Source organism: Pseudoalteromonas luteoviolacea (assembly GCF_000814765.1).
GTDB classification, from domain to species: domain Bacteria; phylum Pseudomonadota; class Gammaproteobacteria; order Enterobacterales; family Alteromonadaceae; genus Pseudoalteromonas; species Pseudoalteromonas luteoviolacea_H.
Genome location: NZ_JWIC01000006.1, coordinates 464,560 through 484,439 on the forward strand (window position 1 = coordinate 464,560; position 19,880 = coordinate 484,439).

Sequence of the window (19,880 nt, forward strand, 5' to 3'; positions counted from 1 at the left end):
AGAGTATGGGACAGACACTAATTGTTCAAAAGTAATATGGGACAGACACAAATTGATTGCTTAAACCAAGTTACTTAACCACTGTTTAAATATCCAGTTTTGATATGAGGTTAAAGGAATGACCAGAGCAAGAAAAGCACTTATTGATTTATCGTCAACGTCTTATTACCACTTAATAGCACGGTGTGTACGCCGTGCTTTTTTGTGTGGAGAGGATAAGTATACAGGTAAAAACTTTGACCATAGACGAACGTGGTTGGTAGAGCGGATAAAGTTGTTAAGTAGCTTATTTGCCATTGAAATAGCTGCGTATGCAATTATGAGTAATCACTATCATTTGGTCGTGAAAGTGAATAGACGGCAAGCACTTAGTTGGTCAGATAACGAGGTGATATCAAGATGGCATAGGTTATACAAGGGTAATCCAATCATTGATAGATTCTTGGACGGGGGTACCCTCAGTGAGGCAGAGCAGTTACTGGTATCTGAGTTAGTTGAAAAGTGGCGAACTCGGCTGTATGACATCAGCTGGTATATGAAAAACCTCAATGAATTCATTGCCAAGAAGGCAAACAAAGAAGGCAACTGCAGGGGAAAATATTGGGAAGGTAGATACAAATCACAAGCTTTGTTAGATGAAACCGTCATTGCTCAGTTGTATGGCCTATGTAGATTTAAACCCAATTAGAGCAAACAAGTCTAATAAGCTAGAGGACAGCGACTTTACATCGATTCAAGAGCGCATAAAGCATCTTCAAAATAATGAAGCTTTGCACCAAATAAAACAGCCTAAATTACTAAAACCGTTTGGTACAAGAGAGCATGAAAATACATTGCCTTTTTCGTTGTTAGATTACCTAGAGTTAGTTGATTGGACAGGTCGTCATATTCACCCCAAAAAGAAGGGGCACATACCGAAGAATGTGCAGGATATACTTGTTTTACTAAGAATTGAAGAAGCGACCTGGCTGGATAGGATCCAAAATTTTGGAAACCACTATGGCAATTTTGCTGGCTCGAAAACCGTATTAAGAGTGCATGCAGCTAAAAATGATGTAAGCTGGTATAAGGGCGTTGGCTAGTAAAACTTAGTTTAAAGTTCCTTCAAATTTCTACTCCTATAATTTATTAAAATTAAACTATTCATAACCTAAATGTATCTTTAATATCAGATGCCTTGTAGCCGCTTTTCAAAGGTGAATGTCTTACTTTGGAAAAGTGTGGGTCCAATGACAGTGCTTGTTTAAAATGTGCCTGTCCATATCTAAACCACATTCATGGCCAATATGACACTTCACAAGCCACCAACGCAACTCTTGATATTGAATTGTTAAGTCCTAATGTCAGTTCTTCAAAGTCGGGCTGTTGGATAAAATTAGCTAAAAAATAGAAAAGTTATAGACATCATAGGTTTCTGCACGATACGGCTTCGTGCATTGAAGAGTTAAAATAAAAGATAGATTTAACTGGCAAGTAAATCTATAGAGAAAAAGAAACACCCTGAGATCAAAGCGCTTGTATTAGAATATAATTTGGTCATGTTAAACTTAATTGAAATGACATTAAAAGAGCATATTACGATTATCGTTTTTAAAATGTGTCTGTCCGATTGATTTCGATTGATTTCGATTGATTTTTCCGATTGATTTTATTTCGTTTATAAAATGTGCCTGTCCAATTGCCTTTCATTGATTTTAGCCTCCAATTGGCTTTAATCATACCATTTAGACTTGATTTGAGTTTATTGAATAACAGCACCTTGATTACGTTATAGTTTTTGATCTGATCATATAAAGGGGTAGAAGTTCAATCATTTAGAAAATAAGACCCTTATGAGTTGAATTTGGGCATCATACCAAGTAATAAATAAAGTTTAAAATCAAAAAAAATACAGATATAAAAAGGTATCCGACTCCTTTCATATCAGGGATTAACCTATCAATTTCTTGTACATTTTTAGATAGCAAAATCCTTGGGTTGCTAGATAAAAATAAAAAAAACCAACCACCAGAAAATAGAAAAATCGAAAAACCAAAATTAGAGTTTATAAAATTAAGGCTTATGGCAAAGTTTAAAAAAGATATAAAAACTAATAACCATACAATACTTTGTTCACTCATCTTAACCACTTCCAATTAAGATCTGGATTATATGAAATAATCCAGATGAATTTTATTTTACGTTACAATCAAGTCTTATCTTGTTGCAAACTTATAAAGCACTGTACCAACACCATAACCGAAGCCAAAGGAGAAGCCAAGCGCCCCTCCAATAACTCCCCCTCTTGTTGCTCCGGCTGATGAACCAGTCCAAACAGCTCCGCCAACAGTACCTATCGCGGCTCCCCAATTAAAACCTCGCAAAGCATCACCACCACTTACTTGTTGAACCTCTCTTACATTTAATTCACGCATAATGCTATACTCTATTAAACCGACTTAACTTTTGCATGAGTTGTCGGTGTTGTGCTCATTCTCAAAGTGAGAGTAAGCATTTAAATAGGCTGACTTTAGCGCCCCGTCTAAAGTTGACTAAAGTCAGCCGCCCTTATTTTTAACAAAGGTTTCCAATAAAACTCCGTTAAAAAATCTTGCTTTTTATAAAAATCCCATAAGAATATTTTTCCACAGAATAAAATGTATACAATGAAAATTTGCTGGCGATTTTTAAGTTTCTTTAAATAAATTATAAACATATCAAGAAAAACAAAAAGTACTTTTAAAGAAAATTTAAAAAATCTAAAAACTAAATTTCAAGTCTATGATTTAACAATGTATAAATATGGAGACGTCAAATCAAAGACCTAAATAAATTAAAAAAATAATAAAAAACACTCCCGTTTTTAAAAAATAATGAAATTAAAAGCTCAAAGTGAGAAAATAACTACCCTAAAATTAAGATACGTCTATATAAAACACCTTACTAAGACAATTACATGTTTCAAGCAATACACACTAAAGAACAAAAACCGTTTGTGAAATTTTTCTGGCTTGATGTGGCTTTGTTCCCTAAATAATTGAACTTCCAGCCTTGTGCGAGATCAAAAAACTTAACGCAATCAAAGCAATGATGACAAAGAAAATTAAAAATTGGCCTGCTATTAATCGTGCATTGATGCAATGTGGCAATACTGCTATTTGGCTCAGTGATGAAACGATTTAACAACTGACAAGCAGGAGGGCGTGGCTGTTCAAATATATATTCTGACTTTGTAATTGAAGCTTGCCTGACATTTCAGTCTGTTTTTAATGTGCCACTTCGAGTACTTTAAGGGATGCATCTATCCAGTCAATTGGTTACAGCTGCCTGTGTAAACGAGGAAAGCAGCTTAACCTTCAGTACCGGTCCAAGCCCACAACACAAGGGATTACTGAATTTGTTATCGATATCACTGACCTAAAAGTTTATGGCAATGGCAAGTTGTATGTCGAAAATTCGTTCTGACTTTGTAATTGAAACTTGGCTGACATTTTGGTCTGTTTTTAATGTGTCACTTCGAGTACTTTAATGGATGCATCTATCCAGTCAATTGATTACAGCTGCCTGTGTAAACGAGGAAAGCAGCTTAACCTTCAGTACCGGTCCAAGCTCACAACTCAAGGGATTACTGAATTTGTTATCGATAGCACTGACCTAAAAGTTTATGGCAATGGCAATGGCAATGGCAAGTTGCATGTTCGAAAATGCTGATTGAGCAATTGGTCATGACATTGTCAGTGCAGAGCTATTAATGGTGAATGTAATTGATAAGTATTAGGTGATCGACTGCGGGCACTAAGCGGAAATGATAACCGATTAATCAGTGATGGAGCTTATGATACGCATGATTGCTAAGGTGAAATTGGGGCTATAGGTGCCTTAGACCCCTAGGAAAGCATCCAATATTGGGAGAAAGGTCATCCGAAAAACAGCGCCATAATATTAATGTATCAACTTGGTTTAAAGTAATGAAAAGAAACGCCTGGCTATTATGATCGTTTATTGGCTGAAACGAACGTTTATCGTTTTAAATAACAAGCGGGTGACACTTAAAATGCCGCACCTTCAATAGCCAACACGCAGAAGTGATGATAAAAGCCAAGATGAACAGGTTAGGTATGCCTGAATATCAGTAAAAATAACAGGGCCAATAGGAAAGAGCTATTTGATCAACAAGGCTTTAACGCTGTACTTTACTTACTTTTTCTAACTTAATTTGCCTAAGCTTTTAGCTTAACTTAGCAGTAATAAAAAAGTGTCTGTATTAGCTTTAGGGTGCACAGTTTGAAGCCGAAAAACAGTCGGCTAATTTGAATTTTGAATAGTTAGCCAACTGTCTTTGGCGTTCAGGTTTGCTGGGAAAATTAATAGCAAGCTCGTTCTTCATTCGCTGAGCCTGTCCCTGTTACCTGTAGTTTTTCCTCAAAACGTTGGAAATCACTGTTGCTATTTTCATCGGTCACTATTGCCCAACCAGATATAGTAAATGTCTGATTATAATCTTCAGTAAAAGATAGAGTTAGTGATCCGGTTCTTGAGCTTTGCCCGAATGCCTTTATGTATCTCTCTAACTTCTGACCATCTGCTGAGTATTGAGGTATGCTAAATGTAATTGTAATTGTAGATTTGTCTCGGCCCACTGATTTTTTAGTCACTACACGCGCATTAGGCCCTGAGGCATTAATTTTACTTCTGGCATATGCATCGACTGCATAAGTGAATTTTTCTTGTTTCTAATAGACTGGTAGTTTTTATATTCTCAATGAGAAAAAGATTTTAAAATTAAGTATTTTAAATTATAACTCAATCAGTTTTATAATGTAACTAAATTGGTTTTTGTAATTTAATGCATTGGTTTTACTTTTTATTATTTAGGTTGTTTATTTGCAAATTTAATATTTTAAGTTTTGGTTGAATAAATTATTAGGACCAAAGGGTTGTCATGTTTTTATAGACATAACGATGCGACTATTATCTGGGTCTTCTGAGAGGGGAGTTATGAAAACTAATTTGATGAGCCCAATGAGTAGAAATAAAAATATAATATTACTTTAATATTATATTTTATGATAAAAGCCCAACTAAAGAGGGCTTTCAAACCTACCAATTATTGACATGCGCTAATAAATTGCCAAACTTGCCATTTGCCAGAGTATTGCGCAGGGTGCTGGTTATTTGTGTACCATTTTGCTTCATATAACCGATTATCTATGTGTACTTGATCGCCTTTTAGATAGACATCTGCGGCGTGCCAATTGGCAATTCCTTTGCACACCCCAACGCCATCGCCAGGATTCGAGTTGCCTAGCCATTGATTTCCGACACCGTAATTCATAGCGCTGAGAATATCGCCATTATCTTGGGCGTATTCCCAAGCAAAAATGCCACCTAGGTTGTTGTTTAGAACATATTGCGCTTTTTTAATAACGCTGGCTGGGTGATCAAAACCGACAAACGCAGCATCACTTTCTCGCCATGCATAGTGACAATCGCAGTCTGCATCATAACGGACAGTAAATCCATTAATGCCTTGCCCATTTTGTCCTATGACTTCTTCGACGATACGCCTGTATGTACCAACACCCTCCTCATCCCATGGCTGAATAGCTTTTGGGAATAGTCCTGTTGCACTGCCTCCGATATGTGTACCTGAGCTGCTCAGGCTGACCCCGTCAAAACCGCGAGCGTATTTGGCCACGCCAACAACCAACTTATTTGCCGGAACGCTTTTGTTCAGTAAGTTTTGCACACCTTGAATGACACCATGGGCCGCCATATTTTCACTGTGTGCATCCAAAGAGGTGTGGTGACCAATGTTACTTTTTGACCACCCGCCAAAAAAGTCATAGGTCATTAAAAATATATGATCAAGGTAGGGTGCTGCGCGCTCGTAATCTATGTTTTTAACATTATTGGAATGTGTTCCTATTGCACTTGTGATCGAGTATTTCCTACCTAACTCTACCTCCAAGGCATCGAATGCAGTTCTTAAATCCTGCATTAGGTCAGCATAATGTCCGCCTTCAGCGGGTGTATTTGGCCATTCCCAATCTATATCAATGCCGTCAAAAGCTTGGTGCGTCCGCAAGTAATCTACAACTGATTGAACAAATACCTGCCTGGCTTGTGGGTCTTTAGCCATGGGAGGAAATGTGTCTGAGCCGCCCCAGCCTCCAACCGAAGGGAGGATTGTTAGGTGAGGGTACTTTCGCTTTAACTGTGAAAATTTGGCTGCAAACTCTTTGTCTATAGTCGAACTGTCCTCTGCAAGTACATAATCGGGCTTATTGGCGCATACAGCTTGATCATTGGGCAGTTGCCCAGGTCCGCATGCCCTGAGAAATGCGTATAGGATATGCGTTAAGTTATCGCCAGGTACATCATCAATGGAGCTTGGGTTAGACCAATTCGCAATGTATGTGCCAACCACTTTATCACTGGTTTGCTTAAATGGCTGATGAGCGCCTGTAAACTCCTGATACTGTGTTTGAGCCAAAGTGGAATGAGTCGCTGACATCAGCATCAGGCTAAATAGACCTGTGTTTCTGAATTTATATATTTTCATAATTGTCCCTTTACATGTTTTACTCGGCAGAACACAAAATAAAAGCACGTTGCGCCAAGTTCTTTTAGATTGACTGTGCTGACATTAACCGCTCTGTGAATCAGCTTTTTGAGAATATTTTATACATTTGGATTTGCCAAGTTGAACTATGGTCGAATAAATTATTCATTAAAGGGACGGGTTGGCATCGCTTTTGGCAAAGTGATGGCGCGTAAATGGCTACGTTGTGATGTTTTACATTAATAAAATGAGATAGCGCAAACAAGGACTCATAAAGTCAATGTTTACTTATATATTCAAATGGTATATGCGTTCATTGTGCTGCGGAAAACAGCTCTTTTAGCCATCTCTTAGGGCTTATATTTAGTATTTTTAGCATCTCTATGGGAGTTATTGATTTTCAAGTCTAAGGGAAAACTTGACAAGTTAGAGAAGTGACTCAAAGACCTCGATGTATTGTAAAAACGCTAAATAAGCATGCTTTTTTTTCGTATAAATAAAAACACACAGTCATCTCTTTGATAACATGGTATATACTATAGGCTATTAAACGGGGTGGTTAGTTTTTTTTAACACTATTTTTAAAATGTATATTTATGTAGTTAAGGAATGAAATATACAGTTTTTGTTGTATGTTCCTCGATTGTTTCGAAGTAATAATTGTAATACAGTGATGAACGTAATTAAGAATAATTTCACTGGAAAAACGAAGCTATGGGAAGTGTTTTGGGTTCATTTTATTTTCTTGAGTATGGTATTAAATATCCTTACGGATGTCATGTCAACGATTGAAAGCTCTGCATATCTATTTGCTTGGATGCCTTTTGTTACAGTTTGGCAAGTTTGGGTGGCTTGTGGATTATGGCAATGTGCTTTTAATACAAAGTACAGGTTCTTTGCATATATGTCTCGCGTATTGTCTGTAATATCTATCATTATTATTTTGTATTACTACTATGAGCTTGCGTTTACAATGAGCGATCTGTTTTAAAATGAGGATAAAGCTAGAATATAAAAAGCATCAAAGAGGGAAACTAAGTTGCACGTGTTTTAAAATTATCTTAAGAAACAGGTATAAACGTTATGCTGATTAGCTTTATGGATACTAAAACATAAATGGTAAGGTTGACGTTGTAATAAAAGTGACGTGACTTTTTAATTTAAAAAATATGCTTACACTTCATTTTAATACTACTAATGTATCGTTATGTTGTGTTTTGTGCGGTTGTAGAGCCCGACTAGTGTTTGAACAGGCAAATAAGGTTTATGAAAATTATTTCAAAAGTATCAGATCCGATTGAAAAAGCAGACTTATACTTCGGTATTCAACCTGATAATTTACAAAGACCGTTTGTATTTGGTGCTGAATGCAATAATCGCAGTATGCCATCGATAGCACGCTGGGGCGCATCTTCGACATTTGGTCTGGATAATTTAGATAAGATTGATGGAACTTTTTGGCATGATTGGCGAGCGACTTTACGTCAGCTGAATTGTGACTGGGTAATTCCGATTATTGAAAAAGCGGAAAACACCAAAAACATAGAGGCCGCAATTGCCGAAATATTGCAAAGGTCCAGTGATAGCAAGCCGTGAGTGGGAAATTCGGTGAATAAGTGACATATTGTATGCTGCTCAGTTAAGTATCTTAATGCGTATGACAAAAGGAGTTGTATTTATGTTTAAAGTGGTTAGTTTAGTCACACTATTGTGTTTCGCTTATCACACACAGGCACAGACAAAAACATGTGATTCGCTGGAGTCTTTGGCTTGGTTGCTTGGTAATTGGAGCGCCCACAACAGTAAGCTAAAAATAGATGAATCTTGGGAAAAAATAAGTAATCAAACTTTTGAAGGCAGTGGCCAAACGTATTCAATCAAGAAAGATAAAATTGTCAGTAAGGAAACCTTAAGGCTCGTCGAGATGTCTGGTGAGGTCTTTTATATTGCAAAAGTTTCCAGTAATGAATTGCCCGTTGCCTTTAAGCTAACCTATTGTACTGCTGACACTCATGTGTTTGAAAATTCAAAGCATGACTTTCCAAAAAAGCTGCGTTATCAAAGATTTGCAAATAATAAAATGAAGGTCTCAGTATCAGGAGATAATGGTAAAGGCTTTTCAATAGATTTTATAAGTAATTGATATATTGAGTGCACAGTTTGTAATGATATATTAAAGCGAGTTTTGACGAAAGGCAAAGTGTAAGGTATACACTGGGGTCACGCTGATAATAACAGACACGCATTGTATTTTATATTGCTCATGAGTCTTACTTTTTAAACTTTGGTGAGTCGGTAAAAGGTTGAGTCACGTTCATTCGACGTGGAGCAAAATTGTCTTACCGTTTATTTGCTTACAGGGCTGGTGATGTGTATCTAAAGAGACATACGCAATTAACGCTCTTTGCGTCGATAACCCCAGTTGAGTGCTCTCAGAAAATACTGAAACCGTGCATTAACCTGTATAAAATCCAGTTAGACGGTTCTGGCGCGCTCGGTGATTTCATCAACTATATGACTTTATCACCGAGACGATTTTTATTTTTTTGTGATCTTGAGCCCCCTTGGGAGCTGCTTTACATCGTGTATTAAGGTTTCGAGAGGGCAGCAATACCTTGCCAGTCTTCTAGGTCTTGGTCGGGCTTCTCTTTTCTATACTGAGCGTACTGGTTTACACCCATGTCGTCTTCAAGTATATCGACAACCAATCCTTTTTCTCTTAATAAGTCTTCATTCCCACTTGCGTTGGTGATATCACCAACAACAACTCTATGAAAGCCGCGCATATACAGCAAGGTTGCGCATACATCGCACGGGCTGAGGCTGGTATATAAAGTCGTATGAGAAAAGTCGATTCTACCCGCATCTCGAATTGCCGATGTTTCACCGTGGTTGTAAGGGTGAGATTCTTGAACAAGTGTATTGTGGCCTTTGCCAACGATTTGCTTTGTTTTGTCATTGACAATAACAGCCCCAATCGGGCAACCACCTTCGTCATAGCTTTTCTTGGCGAGCAAAGCCGCAATTCTCATGTAGTCTTTGTCCGTCAGTTTTTGATTAAAGTCCTTGCTAAGGAGTGTTGATAAACTGAGGGTGGGCATATGAGCGATTACATTAAGCGTGGTGTCACTGACTTCAGTATCACGATTGAACAGAGCAGGTATCATGTTTTTATCCAAAAAAGTACAACTGTCTCTTATATAAAAGAACAATAAGGAGCAATTGTGAAGCTTGGATACGAATTAAATGTTTTCTATGACAATACCGTTCTTTGTAATGAAAAGAGTAATGATAAGGCTTGTATTCATACGGAACTTATCTCAACATGACATGAATAATAAAAAGGAGTGTGTCATGTCAAAATATGAAATGTTAGTTGGCTTAGAGGTCATTGATGATGTAGTTTACAGCGAGTATCGTGCAGCAATGAAACCTATTTTAACGGCTATGGGCGGAGAATTCGGATATGATTTTCGTGTTTCAGAGGTACTCAAGAGCGAAGTTGAAGACAAAATAAATCGTGTATTCACCATTCGTTTCCCCAATAAAAATATCATGAGCGCATTCTTCGACGACCCTGAATATCAAGCTATAAAAGCGCAATATTTTTCTCCCTCTGTAGGCAGCTTCACGATAATAAGAGGATACGAAATAAATTAGCTGTATTGGCTAAGGTCGTATCTTAAATATGCGCTTTGGCTAGATTAAACAATATTTATATTATGAAAAAGAGGGGCTGCTTAAAATCTCATCTATCATTTACTTTTATTTAAAGTAAAGGTGAAGTTTGCCCTTTTTTGTACATGAGTTTAATTGTATCTTACCGACTACTTTAATCGTGCTGATTTACAAGGATAAAAGATGAAAAGATTGGTGTTGTGTATGGACGGAACTTGGAATAAACCTGCGCAATATGATCGAGGAAAAAGAAAGCCAACCAATGTTGTTAAACTTGCCAGAGGGGTTGACCCTGTATGTCCTGACGGAGTGCATCAAGTTGTTTATTACAGTGAAGGTGTTGGTACACATTGGGGGATGGACAAAATCTTAGGTGGCGGATTTGGTTTGGGCTTGTCGCAAAATGTATTACGTGCTTATCAATTTTTGGTTTTAAACTATCAGCCAGGCGATGAGATATATGGTTTTGGCTTTAGTCGCGGCGCTTATACAATTCGCAGTGTGATAGGTCTTATTAACAAAATTGGATTGTTGCCAAAAGATCATGCTTTTTATATGCCTGAAGCCTACAGGCTTTACCGCAATACAGCACCAGATAGCAAAGTTGCGGCATTTAAATCTGAGCATAACTGCACGGATGTGTCTATTAAGTTTGTTGGAGTGTGGGATACGGTCGGTGCGTTAGGTGTACCTTTTGACTTTGACTTTATTAATGGTCGATATCGCTTTCACGATGTGAGTCTAACTGAAAACATCGAGCATGCATATCATGCTTTAGCAATTGATGAAAAACGTGGCCCATTTAAACCGGCTATTTGGACGCTACCAGAGGGCTCCAATCAAACTTTAGAACAGAAGTGGTTTGCGGGTAGCCATAGCAATGTAGGTGGCGGATATTCGCAAGATGGCTTAGCTAATATCTCACTACATTGGATAAAAGATCGTGCCAAAGAGCATGGATTAACTTTTAATGAGAAGTTTTTGTCATATTATCGGCCGTATCACTTAGATGAGTACCGAGATTCAATGAGCTGGCTATACAAGATCACAGAACGCGTACGCAAGCTTGGTGTTGGAAAACGTACCAATGAGTCCTTACATGAGAGTGTTTATAAACGAATAACTGACAGTGATAATTATCAACCAAACAACGCTATAGAGTTTATGGAAAAGCTCGAAGATAAGTTAATTGAAAAACTAAACTAGTTAAATTAAACCTTTAACATGCCATGCCATCTCTAGGTTATGTCAGCCGAATGGTCAGGCTTTATTAGCAAAAGCCTGACTGTTTGATAAGAGTTAATGTACTTTATGGTGTAAAAGAAATGGTGTCAGATCATTTAAATGAACAGAGTAAGCAGATTTCTTATCCTTTAACGTGAGCATATTATTGTTTTGCTCCTGATCTCCGATAACAATGCAGTAGTTACATTTTTGCTTGTAAGATGCTCTTACTCGATAGCTGATGCTATTATCTGAATTATCAATGTTGCAGGCGATACCCATTGAAATGAGTTTGTTGTGCAGCGAGTAGCAGTAGTTTAAATGCTGTTGACTGATTGGCAGCAATATAATTGCATTAGGGTTAAATTCTATGGGTAATCGTCCGTTGTAATGCTCTAATAAAATGGCAATGAAGCGTTCTATTGAGCCAAGCACTGCGCGGTGTAAGATCACCGGGTGCTCAGGAGCAGCAGATTCATTTAGGTAAGTACAGCCAAATTTTTCGGCTAAGAAAAAGTCTAACTGAAATGTGCCACATTGCCATTCCCTGTTTAATGAATCCTCTAGTGTAAACTCGACTTTTGCGCCGTAAAAAGCCCCATCTCCAGGCACAAGTTGATAGGATAAGTTGAGCTCATCTAAACCGCTTTTGAGATACTGTTCTAGTTCGTCCCACAGGGCATCAGAGCCGATTTTGTTGTCTGGACGTAGCGAGATTTTTATCTTTATTTTTTCTTTCTGAAAACCAAAGTGTGCATACATTTCAAATAACATATTACAAAATTGCTTGAGTTCATTTTTAATCTGGCCTTTTCGACAAAATATATGACCATCATCCTGGTTAAAAGCGCGAAGTCGGAAAAGACCATTGAGTGAGCCTGATGCCTCATTGCGGTGACAAAGACCAAACTCGGCAATACGATAGGGCAGTTGTTTGTATGACTTTACAAGACTATTAAATATATTGATATGAAAGGGGCAACTCATTGGTCTAACCGCTAAGTTATGCTCATGAAGGTGGAACATGTTCTGCTGGTACTTGTCGCTGTGTCCTGAAGTGTGCCAAATATCTTGATTGGCTAGAACAGGGCTATTGACTTCATGATACCCGTATTTTAGCTGCATAGTACGAACATAAGATTGAATACGTCGATATAGCTGATATCCTTTCGGGTACCAGTCGACCATACCTGACGCACTGCTCGACATATCAAAAAGCTGTAGTTGTTTACCTATTTGTCTATGCTCATTAATCATTTTTGTCTCATTTTTCGTTAATTTAAATGTGTGACATGAGCTGAGCAAATAAAAAAAAGCTGGCAGTTCATGCCAGCTTTTTTCAATCAAATGAATGCCAACACGACAATTAAGTGGTTGTCGTGGTGGTGGTTACTTGTAAAACAAAGAGAGTAATTTTCATTTGATAGATAATTTATTTTATATGTTCCGAGTCTATTCTTTTTGTGTTTTAAATGTCAATAGATATAAGTTTTTAAATAATGTTTGGCTTTTAATATACCTAATTTAAATTATTGCAAATAACAACTTAATTAATGCTGATTTTGATAAGGTATTCCACCATAATTAACATAAAATAATTTTCTTTTTCTAAAAAACAAGAACATATCTCATTCTAATAAAAAAGCATGGTTTCATCATGAGTTGAGCCGTAATTAATTCGATTTGTTGGCTTTTGAATATATTTCAAGGGGTTACCGTTTGTGTTGTTTGTCTCGTCTATGAAAGGTGGCTAAAGCCATTCCTATAAAGCAGCTGCTTATTATTTGGGGTAAGTAAATTCTGATTTTAAAATTTTCATGATGAGATTTTTGCATATATAGCATTTAAATTTTTGTTTGTTAATTTTTTTATAATATGAATATAGTGTTTAAGGCATTTAGCCACGCGAGTGTTCATGACACTCTTTGCTTAAAACACAATAAATATAAGGAAACTAATGATGTTAAATAAAATCTTAATTATTTCATTGGCTATACTCACAATTGGTAACGTTGAGACGCTTAATGCTCAGCCTAGCATGACTGCTGATCATGCCCGAGTTTCATGTCATAACCCAAGATATGGAAATAGTTGGAGCGTTTATGTATCTGGTAACACTCAAATTAACCACTATGCGAGAAAGTGTATTTATGAAGGCGGTGCCCCGAGAGTTACTAGATACTGAGCTACTTTATTACCTGCTTAATTAAATCCAAACAGTGCAATGTGAGTTTGATAAATATGGCATTACATATTGCACTTTTATACTGGATTAACCTGCTTACATTTCATTCCCAAAAATGACGTGAGCTTCCCGAAAGTGGGAAAGTAGTGTCGCTTGGTTTAATAAATTGACAACAAAATCATATAGTTAATTTTGGCATGTATTTGGCCTTGATAAGTAAAAATAATTATCGAGACTGAGTATGGATATCAAAGATTCACTTGCCAATAATAAAAAGCATACACTTTCATTAAAAAAAATTGCTCTCAGCATAAGCGTTTTTGCTATTTTTATTGCTTTGACTTTTATTAATTTTGATGGGAATAGACTAGATTTACACGACTTCGTCGTTGCTGAGGTTCAAAGCGGCAAGCTGAAATTGTCGGTATCTGGTTTCGGTAAGCTACGCTCTAAACAAAGCCGCTTTATTACGGCCACCCATCGCTCTCAAGTGGAAGAAATTTACCATCTGCCTGGTAGCCGTGTGCAATCAGATACCATCATTATGCTGCTCTCAAACCCGGAGTTAGTGCAACTTTTAAATCGTAGCCGGCTTGCGTTAGCCAGACAAAAGGCCAGCTTTGAAGCCTTAAAACTCAGTCAACATAATGCACTTTTGGCCCAGCAGGGCCAACTTACACTGCTTAAAAGTGAACTTTCCAATGCACAAAACCGTGAAGAAGCTGAAGGTAAATTAATTGAGACAGGGATCGTATCTGCACTTGACCATAAGCGCTCGCAACTTGAGGTGAGCCAACTCGACGCTCGCGTAAAATTAGCACAGCAGCAGCTCATACAAACCAAAGCACTGCATGCGCAACGGTTACAAATAGAGCATGAGTTAACGCGTGAAGTAGAACTCAGTTACGCAGCAGCCAAAGCCGATGTCGAAAAACTACACGTGCGAGCAGGCATTAAGGGGATGCTTCAGGAAGTCAATGTGGAACAGGGACAATCTGTTCAAGTAGGCGCACCCTTGGCATTGGTCGGCAGTGAGTTATCTTTATTGGCAGATCTTCAGGTTCCTGAAAAGCAAGCGAGTAGGGTGCAAGAAGGTCAGATAGGGATTATCAATACATTTAGTGGCGAGGTTGAAGCGCGAGTAAATCGTATTGATCCTGTTGTTAGAGATGGGCGCATTGCCATTGAATTAGAGCTAACAGGGGCTTTACCTGATAATGCGAGACCCGCACTTTCTATTGAGGGCCGTGTTATCACTGACACAAAGCAAGCAGCCCTTTCTTTACAAAGACCAAGCTATATTGCTGAGCGTAGCGTCGCTTCTCTGTTTGTCCTCAATTTAAAAACAAATCAACTAGTTAAAACCCCAATCGAGTTTGGTACACTCGCAGGCAACGCCATCGAAATACGATCTGGTGTAAAAGCCGGCGAGCACGTTGTCATCTCGGATATGTCTGATTTTAAACACCTCGCACAAATAACAATAACACAATAATAAGGAACCACTATGGCTAGTACACCAGTCCTCGAACTTAGAAATGTCTCGAAGGTATATTTTACTGAAAATGTAGAGACTCACGCACTTACTAATATTAATTTGAGTATTCACAAAGGTGATTACGTTTCTATCAGTGGGCCTTCAGGTTGTGGTAAATCAACACTCCTTAGCCTGATGGGTTTGCTAGATGACATAACTGAAGGCATTTATAAAGTAGAGGGGGTGGATACGCAGAGCTTAGATGCAGATACACTTGCAGAGCTTCGTAACCTTCATATCGGCTTTATTTTTCAGTCATTTAATTTGATTGATGAGCTCTCTGTATTTGACAATGTTGCATTACCACTTATCTATCGAGAGCAACCTTTAAGCTACGCAGATATCGAAACACGAGTCAATCGTGCTTTGAGCCAAGTAGAGATTGAGCACAGAGCAAATCATAAACCGAATCAATTATCGGGCGGTCAGCAACAGCGAGTTGCGATTGCTCGCGCGTTGGCAGGTGAGCCAAGTATTTTACTCGTCGATGAACCTACAGGTAACTTAGATTCTAAAAATGGTGATGCGGTGATGGCCATTTTAGAGTCTCTGAATCAACAAGGAACAACGATTTGTATGGTAACCCATGACCCCCGATATGCCGGATATGCGAAAAGGCATATAAAATTGCTTGATGGTGCAGTATTGCAATCTAATGATTCGGTTATCAAAGCGTCAAGGGAGATGGCATGAATATTACCCGTTTCGCACATCAGTTAAAATTAGCAGTGAACTCTTTGCGCCAAGCAAAAGGGTTTTCAATCGCGATTATTTTGACGTTGTCACTGACACTGGCATGCTTTTTTGTCGTCATGAGTTTGTTTAGTAGCTACTTTATTAAGCCGCTTAAAGTTGAGAGTGAATCTCGCTTAGTCATTGTCGAGCAAGATAATATTTACGCGGATAAAAACAGCGCCGGTTATCAAAGTTTTCAATCGATAGAGCACTGGTATAACACCCAGCAAGTTTTTGATAAAGCGGCGGCAGTGAGTACATCTCAACGTATTGTAAAAAGCCTGCCAGGTCAGCCAAAAATAGATGTGACCTACGCAACAAGTGAATATTATGAGCTATTTAAAGTACCGCTAGAATTAGGTCGTCACATGATACCCGCTTCGACGTTTGAAGATAAAGTTCAAGAGATGCTTATCTCTTATGCATTTTGGCAACGTTATTTCGATGGTGACGAATCTGTGATAGGACAAAGCTTACAAATTGAAGGGCTGCAAGTACAATCATTTAAAGTTGTCGGTGTTGTTGCAAAAGAATTTGTAGATCCATTTATGTTTAATGATGGTAAAGCAAAAGTGTGGTTTAACTTTTCTTCAGATTCACGCTACTTTCGTGCAGAAAACCGCAGTCCGTGGTCAAGCCTATATCGCTCATTGAAGTTGGTGGGAGTCTTAAAGCACGGCGTAACACATGACAGCGCAAAAGCACATCTCTATCAATCTATTCAACAAGTTAAAGCGCAGTGGAAAGAGGGTTTTCCAAGTTTAATTGATTTGAAACCCATTGTAACGAGTTTCCGTGAGGCGGAACTAGGTGACAATGATAATTTAGCAATTTTACTATTGGCAGGTGTCACTGGGTTATTGTGCATCGCATTATTAAATGTGAGTAATCTGTTTATCTCAAGAGCGGTTGTCAAACATAAGCAATTAGCGCTTCAAGCTGTATTAGGGGCTAAACAACGTGTACTGTTTCAAAGTATTTTATTAGAAACAAGCATATTAATGATTGCGTCTGTGCTGGTGGCATTGTTTTTAGCTGCATGGGGTATCAAACTGTTTGTCTCTATAAGTGAAGGGTTTCTTCCTTTAATTTCAGCGCTGTCTCTTGATATGACAGTGATGATAAGTGCATTACTGGCTTGCTTCTTACTGTCTACTTTATTTGCATTTATTACGAGCCGACTGATTAACTTTAACAAGTTACGTATGCAAATCCAATCTTCAGGCAAAGGAGCGGTGAATCAGGTTAGTGCTCGCACAATACAATTTATGGTTGGCTTTCAACTATTTTTAGCAACAGGGCTAGTCATTAGTGCAACCATGGTCTTAAGCAAAAGCCTAGAAACACTTAATCGGCCACTTGGCAGCGACACTGAAAACCTTTATACGGTCCAGTTTTTTATACAGAATATGGAAGAAAGTATTCCTGAACGTTACCCATATATAAACGCTTTCAAGGAGGCCCTTAATAATATAGAGGGCGTTGAGAAGGTGGCACATGGAGGAAGCCCTGTTGAAATGAATGTGCGTTCAACCACAGTGACGGATATGTCAGGGAAGGAGAGTGTGTTTACTCCGCAAGCATGGGTTGGTAGAGATTACTTTGATGTCACGGGCCTAAAAATCATTGAGGGACGGACATTTAGTGAAGCCGCAATTCGTGGTGAAAAACATGAGTTTTTGGTTTCAAAAGCGGTTAATGACTTACTTAAACCTGGCGGTAGTTTAGTCGGAGAGACGTTTATCAGTTTCGACCCCGATAACCCTGTAGAAGTGGTGGGTGTCACGGAAAACTTTAATCACCCTAACTCTTTCGGTACTCACCAAGGACGCCAATTCTGGTTTGCTGCTCAGCCATATTCTTTTCCTTATGTCGTCAAAATGGAAGATGGAAAAAGTTTGAGTCGCGAATTAGTATTTCAGGCGGGCAGGACTATTGATCTGCGCACAGGCGTTTGGCGACTCACAGATATACACCATGAATATGGCATGATGACACATATGGAGCGTATGACACGTAATTTATCAATTTTACTCGCGGTGTTTACTTTATCGCTCGCTGGAGTGGGTATTTATGGAGTGCTTAGTTACAACTTAGGCTTGCGCCGCTATGAACTTGGGATCCGAATGGCCTTAGGTGCAAAACGTAAAAGTTTGTATAAGCAGTTGTTTAAAGACACTATACTGCCGTTATTCAGTGCATTTATATTGGCAATATTAGTCTGTATATCAAGCTATCGAAAGGTCATTGAGCATGTAAGTGATTATATGATGTTCAATTCCATCTGGCTAACAGCGGTATGTGCGGGGATTATATTATTTGCACTGTTTGCGACTTTATATCCAATGAGCAAAATAATAGGCTCAAAGCCAATGGCATCGCTTCGCCAAGAGTAAAGAGTATGATGGGCTAATACATTCAGTTTTAGCCCAAAAATAAAAATTAGAAAGGCAATATGAAAACAGTATTAATTGTTGATGATCTTATCGATGTTCGTTTGAGTGCGCGTATCGTGCTTGAAAGCCATGGTTTTCAATGCCTAGAGGCAGATCATCCAAATTCGGCTTTGACCTGTTTGGCTAAAGATAAAGTGGATCTGATTTTATTGGATATGAACTTTAGCCAAGATACCACTTCTGGACAGGAAGGGTTGGCGTTTTTATCTAAATTGGTAGAGCGTAACTTGAATGTTCCTGTGATAGTGATCACCGCTTGGGCAAAAATAGAGTTAGCTGTTCAAGCAATGCAAAAGGGCGCTTGCGACTTCATCGAAAAGCCTTGGAAAAATCAAAGGTTACTCGAAGCGGTAAACAGCCATATTACATTTCCTACCGTGCGTCACGAAGGTCTTGAAACGTTTTGGGCATTTGGTGCTAATAGCACATTACTGTTAGAAAAAGCTAAGCGTATAGCAAAGACGGATGCAAATATACTGATCACCGGCGAAAACGGCACAGGTAAAAGCTTATTGGCGCAATATATTCACCAAAATAGTCAGCGATCCGCACTTGAGATGGTGAGTGTCAACATGGCTGCTATACCTGATAATCTGTTTGAAAGTGAACTATTTGGACATAAAAAAGGGGCTTTTACAGATGCCAAGGCGCATCGCGTTGGTCGATTTACTCTAGCAAATGGCTCAAGCTTATTTTTAGATGAAATCGGATGCTTACCAACATCGCTGCAGGCAAAACTTTTGCGTGTGTTGGAAAGTGGTGAATATGAAGAGGTAGGTTGTTCTAAATCTAAGCGCAGCAATGCGAGAGTCATATCAGCAACCAATGCTGATCTTGATAGGCTCATAAACGAAGGGCGGTTCAGAAAAGATTTATTATTTAGGCTCAATACATTAGTGATTGAGTTACCGCCTCTACGGTCGCGTTTAGATGAGTTGCAAGCGTTTTCAGAGCGGTTTTTAGCTAATCACACCAAAAAGTATGGCCTAACTGCTCGGACTTTGAGTGAGCAAGCATATGATAAGCTCAAAGGTTATCATTGGCCTGGCAATATTCGAGAGCTTTCCCATGTCTTAGAGCGTGCGGTGATTATGGCAGACTCTGATACGATCACCGCGCAAGACATTCAAATACAACAAGTAGATAGCACCCAAGTAAGTCATTTACCGCTGATGTCATTAGAGCAAGCAGAGCAAAAGTTGATCCACCAAGCGATTAATCATTTTGATGGTAATGTCGCTCAAGCAGGCGCATTTTTAGGGTTGAGTAAGTCGGCGATCTATCGTCGGATTGATAAATTTAACATTCCAATCAAGGGTGAATAACCACAATGTTGCCGACATCGCTCGAAAGACAGTTAATTTTCCTGTTCAGTGTGCCTATTTGTTTTCTGATATTCCAGAGTATCGCGATTTCTCTCTCTTTATCATTGGGTGGCTTGGAGTTTTTAACACTTATATTAGTGGTTTTGTTACCGAGTCTGTTTGCGCTTTATAAAGCTTACAGATGGGTGTTTGCATG

At 38.5% G+C, this 19,880-nt stretch carries 15 protein-coding genes and 1 pseudogene; 11 read left to right on the plus strand and 5 right to left on the minus strand.

Going from position 1 to position 19,880, the window contains the following annotated elements; genetic code table 11:
- Positions 1 to 118 precede the first annotated feature (118 nt).
- Positions 119 to 1,082, plus strand: a pseudogene (locus JF50_RS13495) (transposase).
- Between the two features lie 1,113 nt (positions 1,083 to 2,195).
- Here JF50_RS13495 and JF50_RS13505 read toward each other — a convergent pair.
- Positions 2,196 to 2,414, minus strand: coding sequence for a hypothetical protein (locus JF50_RS13505; RefSeq protein ID WP_039609961.1), 219 nt, complete (start codon positions 2,412 to 2,414; stop codon positions 2,196 to 2,198).
- Between the two features lie 1,093 nt (positions 2,415 to 3,507).
- Here JF50_RS13505 and JF50_RS27895 point away from each other — a divergent pair.
- On the plus strand, positions 3,508 to 3,690 hold the full coding sequence (locus JF50_RS27895) for a transposase (protein WP_080760237.1): 183 nt from the start codon (positions 3,508 to 3,510) through the stop codon (positions 3,688 to 3,690).
- Positions 3,691 to 4,343: 653 nt separating this feature from the next.
- On the opposite strand, the gene JF50_RS13510 is transcribed toward JF50_RS27895, so the two are convergent.
- Complete coding sequence (locus JF50_RS13510; protein WP_039609962.1) at positions 4,344 to 4,634, minus strand: hypothetical protein; 291 nt, start codon at positions 4,632 to 4,634, stop codon at positions 4,344 to 4,346.
- A 452-nt stretch (positions 4,635 to 5,086) separates the two neighbouring features.
- Entirely contained in the window at positions 5,087 to 6,544 is a 1,458-nt protein-coding gene (locus JF50_RS13515) for a glycosyl hydrolase family 18 protein (protein ID WP_052262291.1), read from the minus strand.
- 1,266 nt (positions 6,545 to 7,810) lie between these two features.
- Between JF50_RS13515 and JF50_RS27545 the strand changes: the two genes are divergently transcribed.
- Positions 7,811 to 8,140: a hypothetical protein gene (locus tag JF50_RS27545; RefSeq protein ID WP_039609964.1), complete on the plus strand. Its 330-nt coding sequence runs from the start codon at positions 7,811 to 7,813 to the stop codon at positions 8,138 to 8,140.
- 82 nt (positions 8,141 to 8,222) lie between these two features.
- Positions 8,223 to 8,687 carry a DUF6265 family protein gene (locus tag JF50_RS13530; protein WP_039609965.1) on the plus strand — a complete coding sequence of 155 codons (465 nt, stop codon included), beginning with the start codon at positions 8,223 to 8,225 and terminating at the stop codon, positions 8,685 to 8,687.
- 445 nt (positions 8,688 to 9,132) lie between these two features.
- Here JF50_RS13530 and JF50_RS13540 read toward each other — a convergent pair whose 3' ends face one another.
- A complete protein-coding gene (locus tag JF50_RS13540; RefSeq protein ID WP_039609967.1) occupies positions 9,133 to 9,711 on the minus strand; it encodes a nucleoside deaminase in 579 nt (192 codons plus the stop codon).
- Positions 9,712 to 9,898: 187 nt separating this feature from the next.
- Here JF50_RS13540 and JF50_RS13545 point away from each other — a divergent pair, with 187 nt between their 5' ends.
- Together JF50_RS13545 and JF50_RS13550 are read left to right on the plus strand one after the other, a co-directional pair.
- Positions 9,899 to 10,204 (plus strand): DUF1330 domain-containing protein, encoded by a 306-nt coding sequence (locus tag JF50_RS13545; protein WP_039610178.1) that lies wholly within the window; start codon positions 9,899 to 9,901, stop codon positions 10,202 to 10,204.
- A 201-nt stretch (positions 10,205 to 10,405) separates the two neighbouring features.
- Positions 10,406 to 11,428: a DUF2235 domain-containing protein gene (locus tag JF50_RS13550; RefSeq protein ID WP_052262292.1), complete on the plus strand. Its 1,023-nt coding sequence runs from the start codon at positions 10,406 to 10,408 to the stop codon at positions 11,426 to 11,428.
- A 93-nt stretch (positions 11,429 to 11,521) separates the two neighbouring features.
- Here JF50_RS13550 and thrS read toward each other — a convergent pair whose 3' ends face one another.
- Positions 11,522 to 12,793 (minus strand): threonine--tRNA ligase, encoded by a 1,272-nt coding sequence (gene thrS, locus JF50_RS13555; RefSeq protein ID WP_052262293.1) that lies wholly within the window; start codon positions 12,791 to 12,793, stop codon positions 11,522 to 11,524.
- A 610-nt stretch (positions 12,794 to 13,403) separates the two neighbouring features.
- Between thrS and JF50_RS13560 the strand changes: the two genes are divergently transcribed.
- The 5 genes from JF50_RS13560 (at position 13,404) to JF50_RS13580 (ending at position 19,684) form a co-directional block, all read left to right on the plus strand.
- Complete coding sequence (locus JF50_RS13560) at positions 13,404 to 13,631, plus strand: hypothetical protein (RefSeq protein ID WP_152614542.1); 228 nt, start codon at positions 13,404 to 13,406, stop codon at positions 13,629 to 13,631.
- Positions 13,632 to 13,872: 241 nt separating this feature from the next.
- A complete protein-coding gene (locus JF50_RS13565) occupies positions 13,873 to 15,126 on the plus strand; it encodes an efflux RND transporter periplasmic adaptor subunit (RefSeq protein ID WP_039609969.1) in 1,254 nt (417 codons plus the stop codon).
- A gap of 12 nt (positions 15,127 to 15,138) precedes the next feature.
- Positions 15,139 to 15,861, plus strand: coding sequence for an ABC transporter ATP-binding protein (locus JF50_RS13570; RefSeq protein ID WP_039609970.1), 723 nt, complete (start codon positions 15,139 to 15,141; stop codon positions 15,859 to 15,861).
- The gene (locus tag JF50_RS13575) at positions 15,858 to 18,299 is read left to right on the plus strand and encodes an ABC transporter permease (protein WP_039609971.1); all 2,442 of its coding nucleotides are present in this window, start codon (positions 15,858 to 15,860) and stop codon (positions 18,297 to 18,299) included. Before JF50_RS13570 ends, JF50_RS13575 begins: the two co-directional genes overlap by 4 nt.
- 59 nt (positions 18,300 to 18,358) lie before the next feature.
- The gene (locus tag JF50_RS13580; RefSeq protein WP_039609972.1) at positions 18,359 to 19,684 is read left to right on the plus strand and encodes a sigma-54-dependent transcriptional regulator; all 1,326 of its coding nucleotides are present in this window, start codon (positions 18,359 to 18,361) and stop codon (positions 19,682 to 19,684) included.
- The last annotated feature ends 196 nt before the right edge of the window (positions 19,685 to 19,880 follow it).

Coding starts and splice junctions, on each gene's coding strand:
- JF50_RS13515 (WP_052262291.1), bottom strand. CDS start 6,544: ATGAAAATATATAAATTCAGAAACACAGGTCTATTTAGCCTGATGCTG.
- JF50_RS13530 (WP_039609965.1), top strand. CDS start 8,223: ATGTTTAAAGTGGTTAGTTTAGTCACACTATTGTGTTTCGCTTATCAC.
- JF50_RS13505 (WP_039609961.1), bottom strand. CDS start 2,414: ATGCGTGAATTAAATGTAAGAGAGGTTCAACAAGTAAGTGGTGGTGAT.
- JF50_RS13560 (WP_152614542.1), top strand. CDS start 13,404: ATGATGTTAAATAAAATCTTAATTATTTCATTGGCTATACTCACAATT.
- JF50_RS13565 (WP_039609969.1), top strand. CDS start 13,873: ATGGATATCAAAGATTCACTTGCCAATAATAAAAAGCATACACTTTCA.
- JF50_RS13575 (WP_039609971.1), top strand. CDS start 15,858: ATGAATATTACCCGTTTCGCACATCAGTTAAAATTAGCAGTGAACTCT.
- JF50_RS27545 (WP_039609964.1), top strand. CDS start 7,811: ATGAAAATTATTTCAAAAGTATCAGATCCGATTGAAAAAGCAGACTTA.
- JF50_RS13580 (WP_039609972.1), top strand. CDS start 18,359: ATGAAAACAGTATTAATTGTTGATGATCTTATCGATGTTCGTTTGAGT.
- JF50_RS13540 (WP_039609967.1), bottom strand. CDS start 9,711: ATGATACCTGCTCTGTTCAATCGTGATACTGAAGTCAGTGACACCACG.
- JF50_RS13545 (WP_039610178.1), top strand. CDS start 9,899: ATGTCAAAATATGAAATGTTAGTTGGCTTAGAGGTCATTGATGATGTA.
- JF50_RS13550 (WP_052262292.1), top strand. CDS start 10,406: ATGAAAAGATTGGTGTTGTGTATGGACGGAACTTGGAATAAACCTGCG.
- JF50_RS27895 (WP_080760237.1), top strand. CDS start 3,508: ATGGATGCATCTATCCAGTCAATTGATTACAGCTGCCTGTGTAAACGA.
- JF50_RS13570 (WP_039609970.1), top strand. CDS start 15,139: ATGGCTAGTACACCAGTCCTCGAACTTAGAAATGTCTCGAAGGTATAT.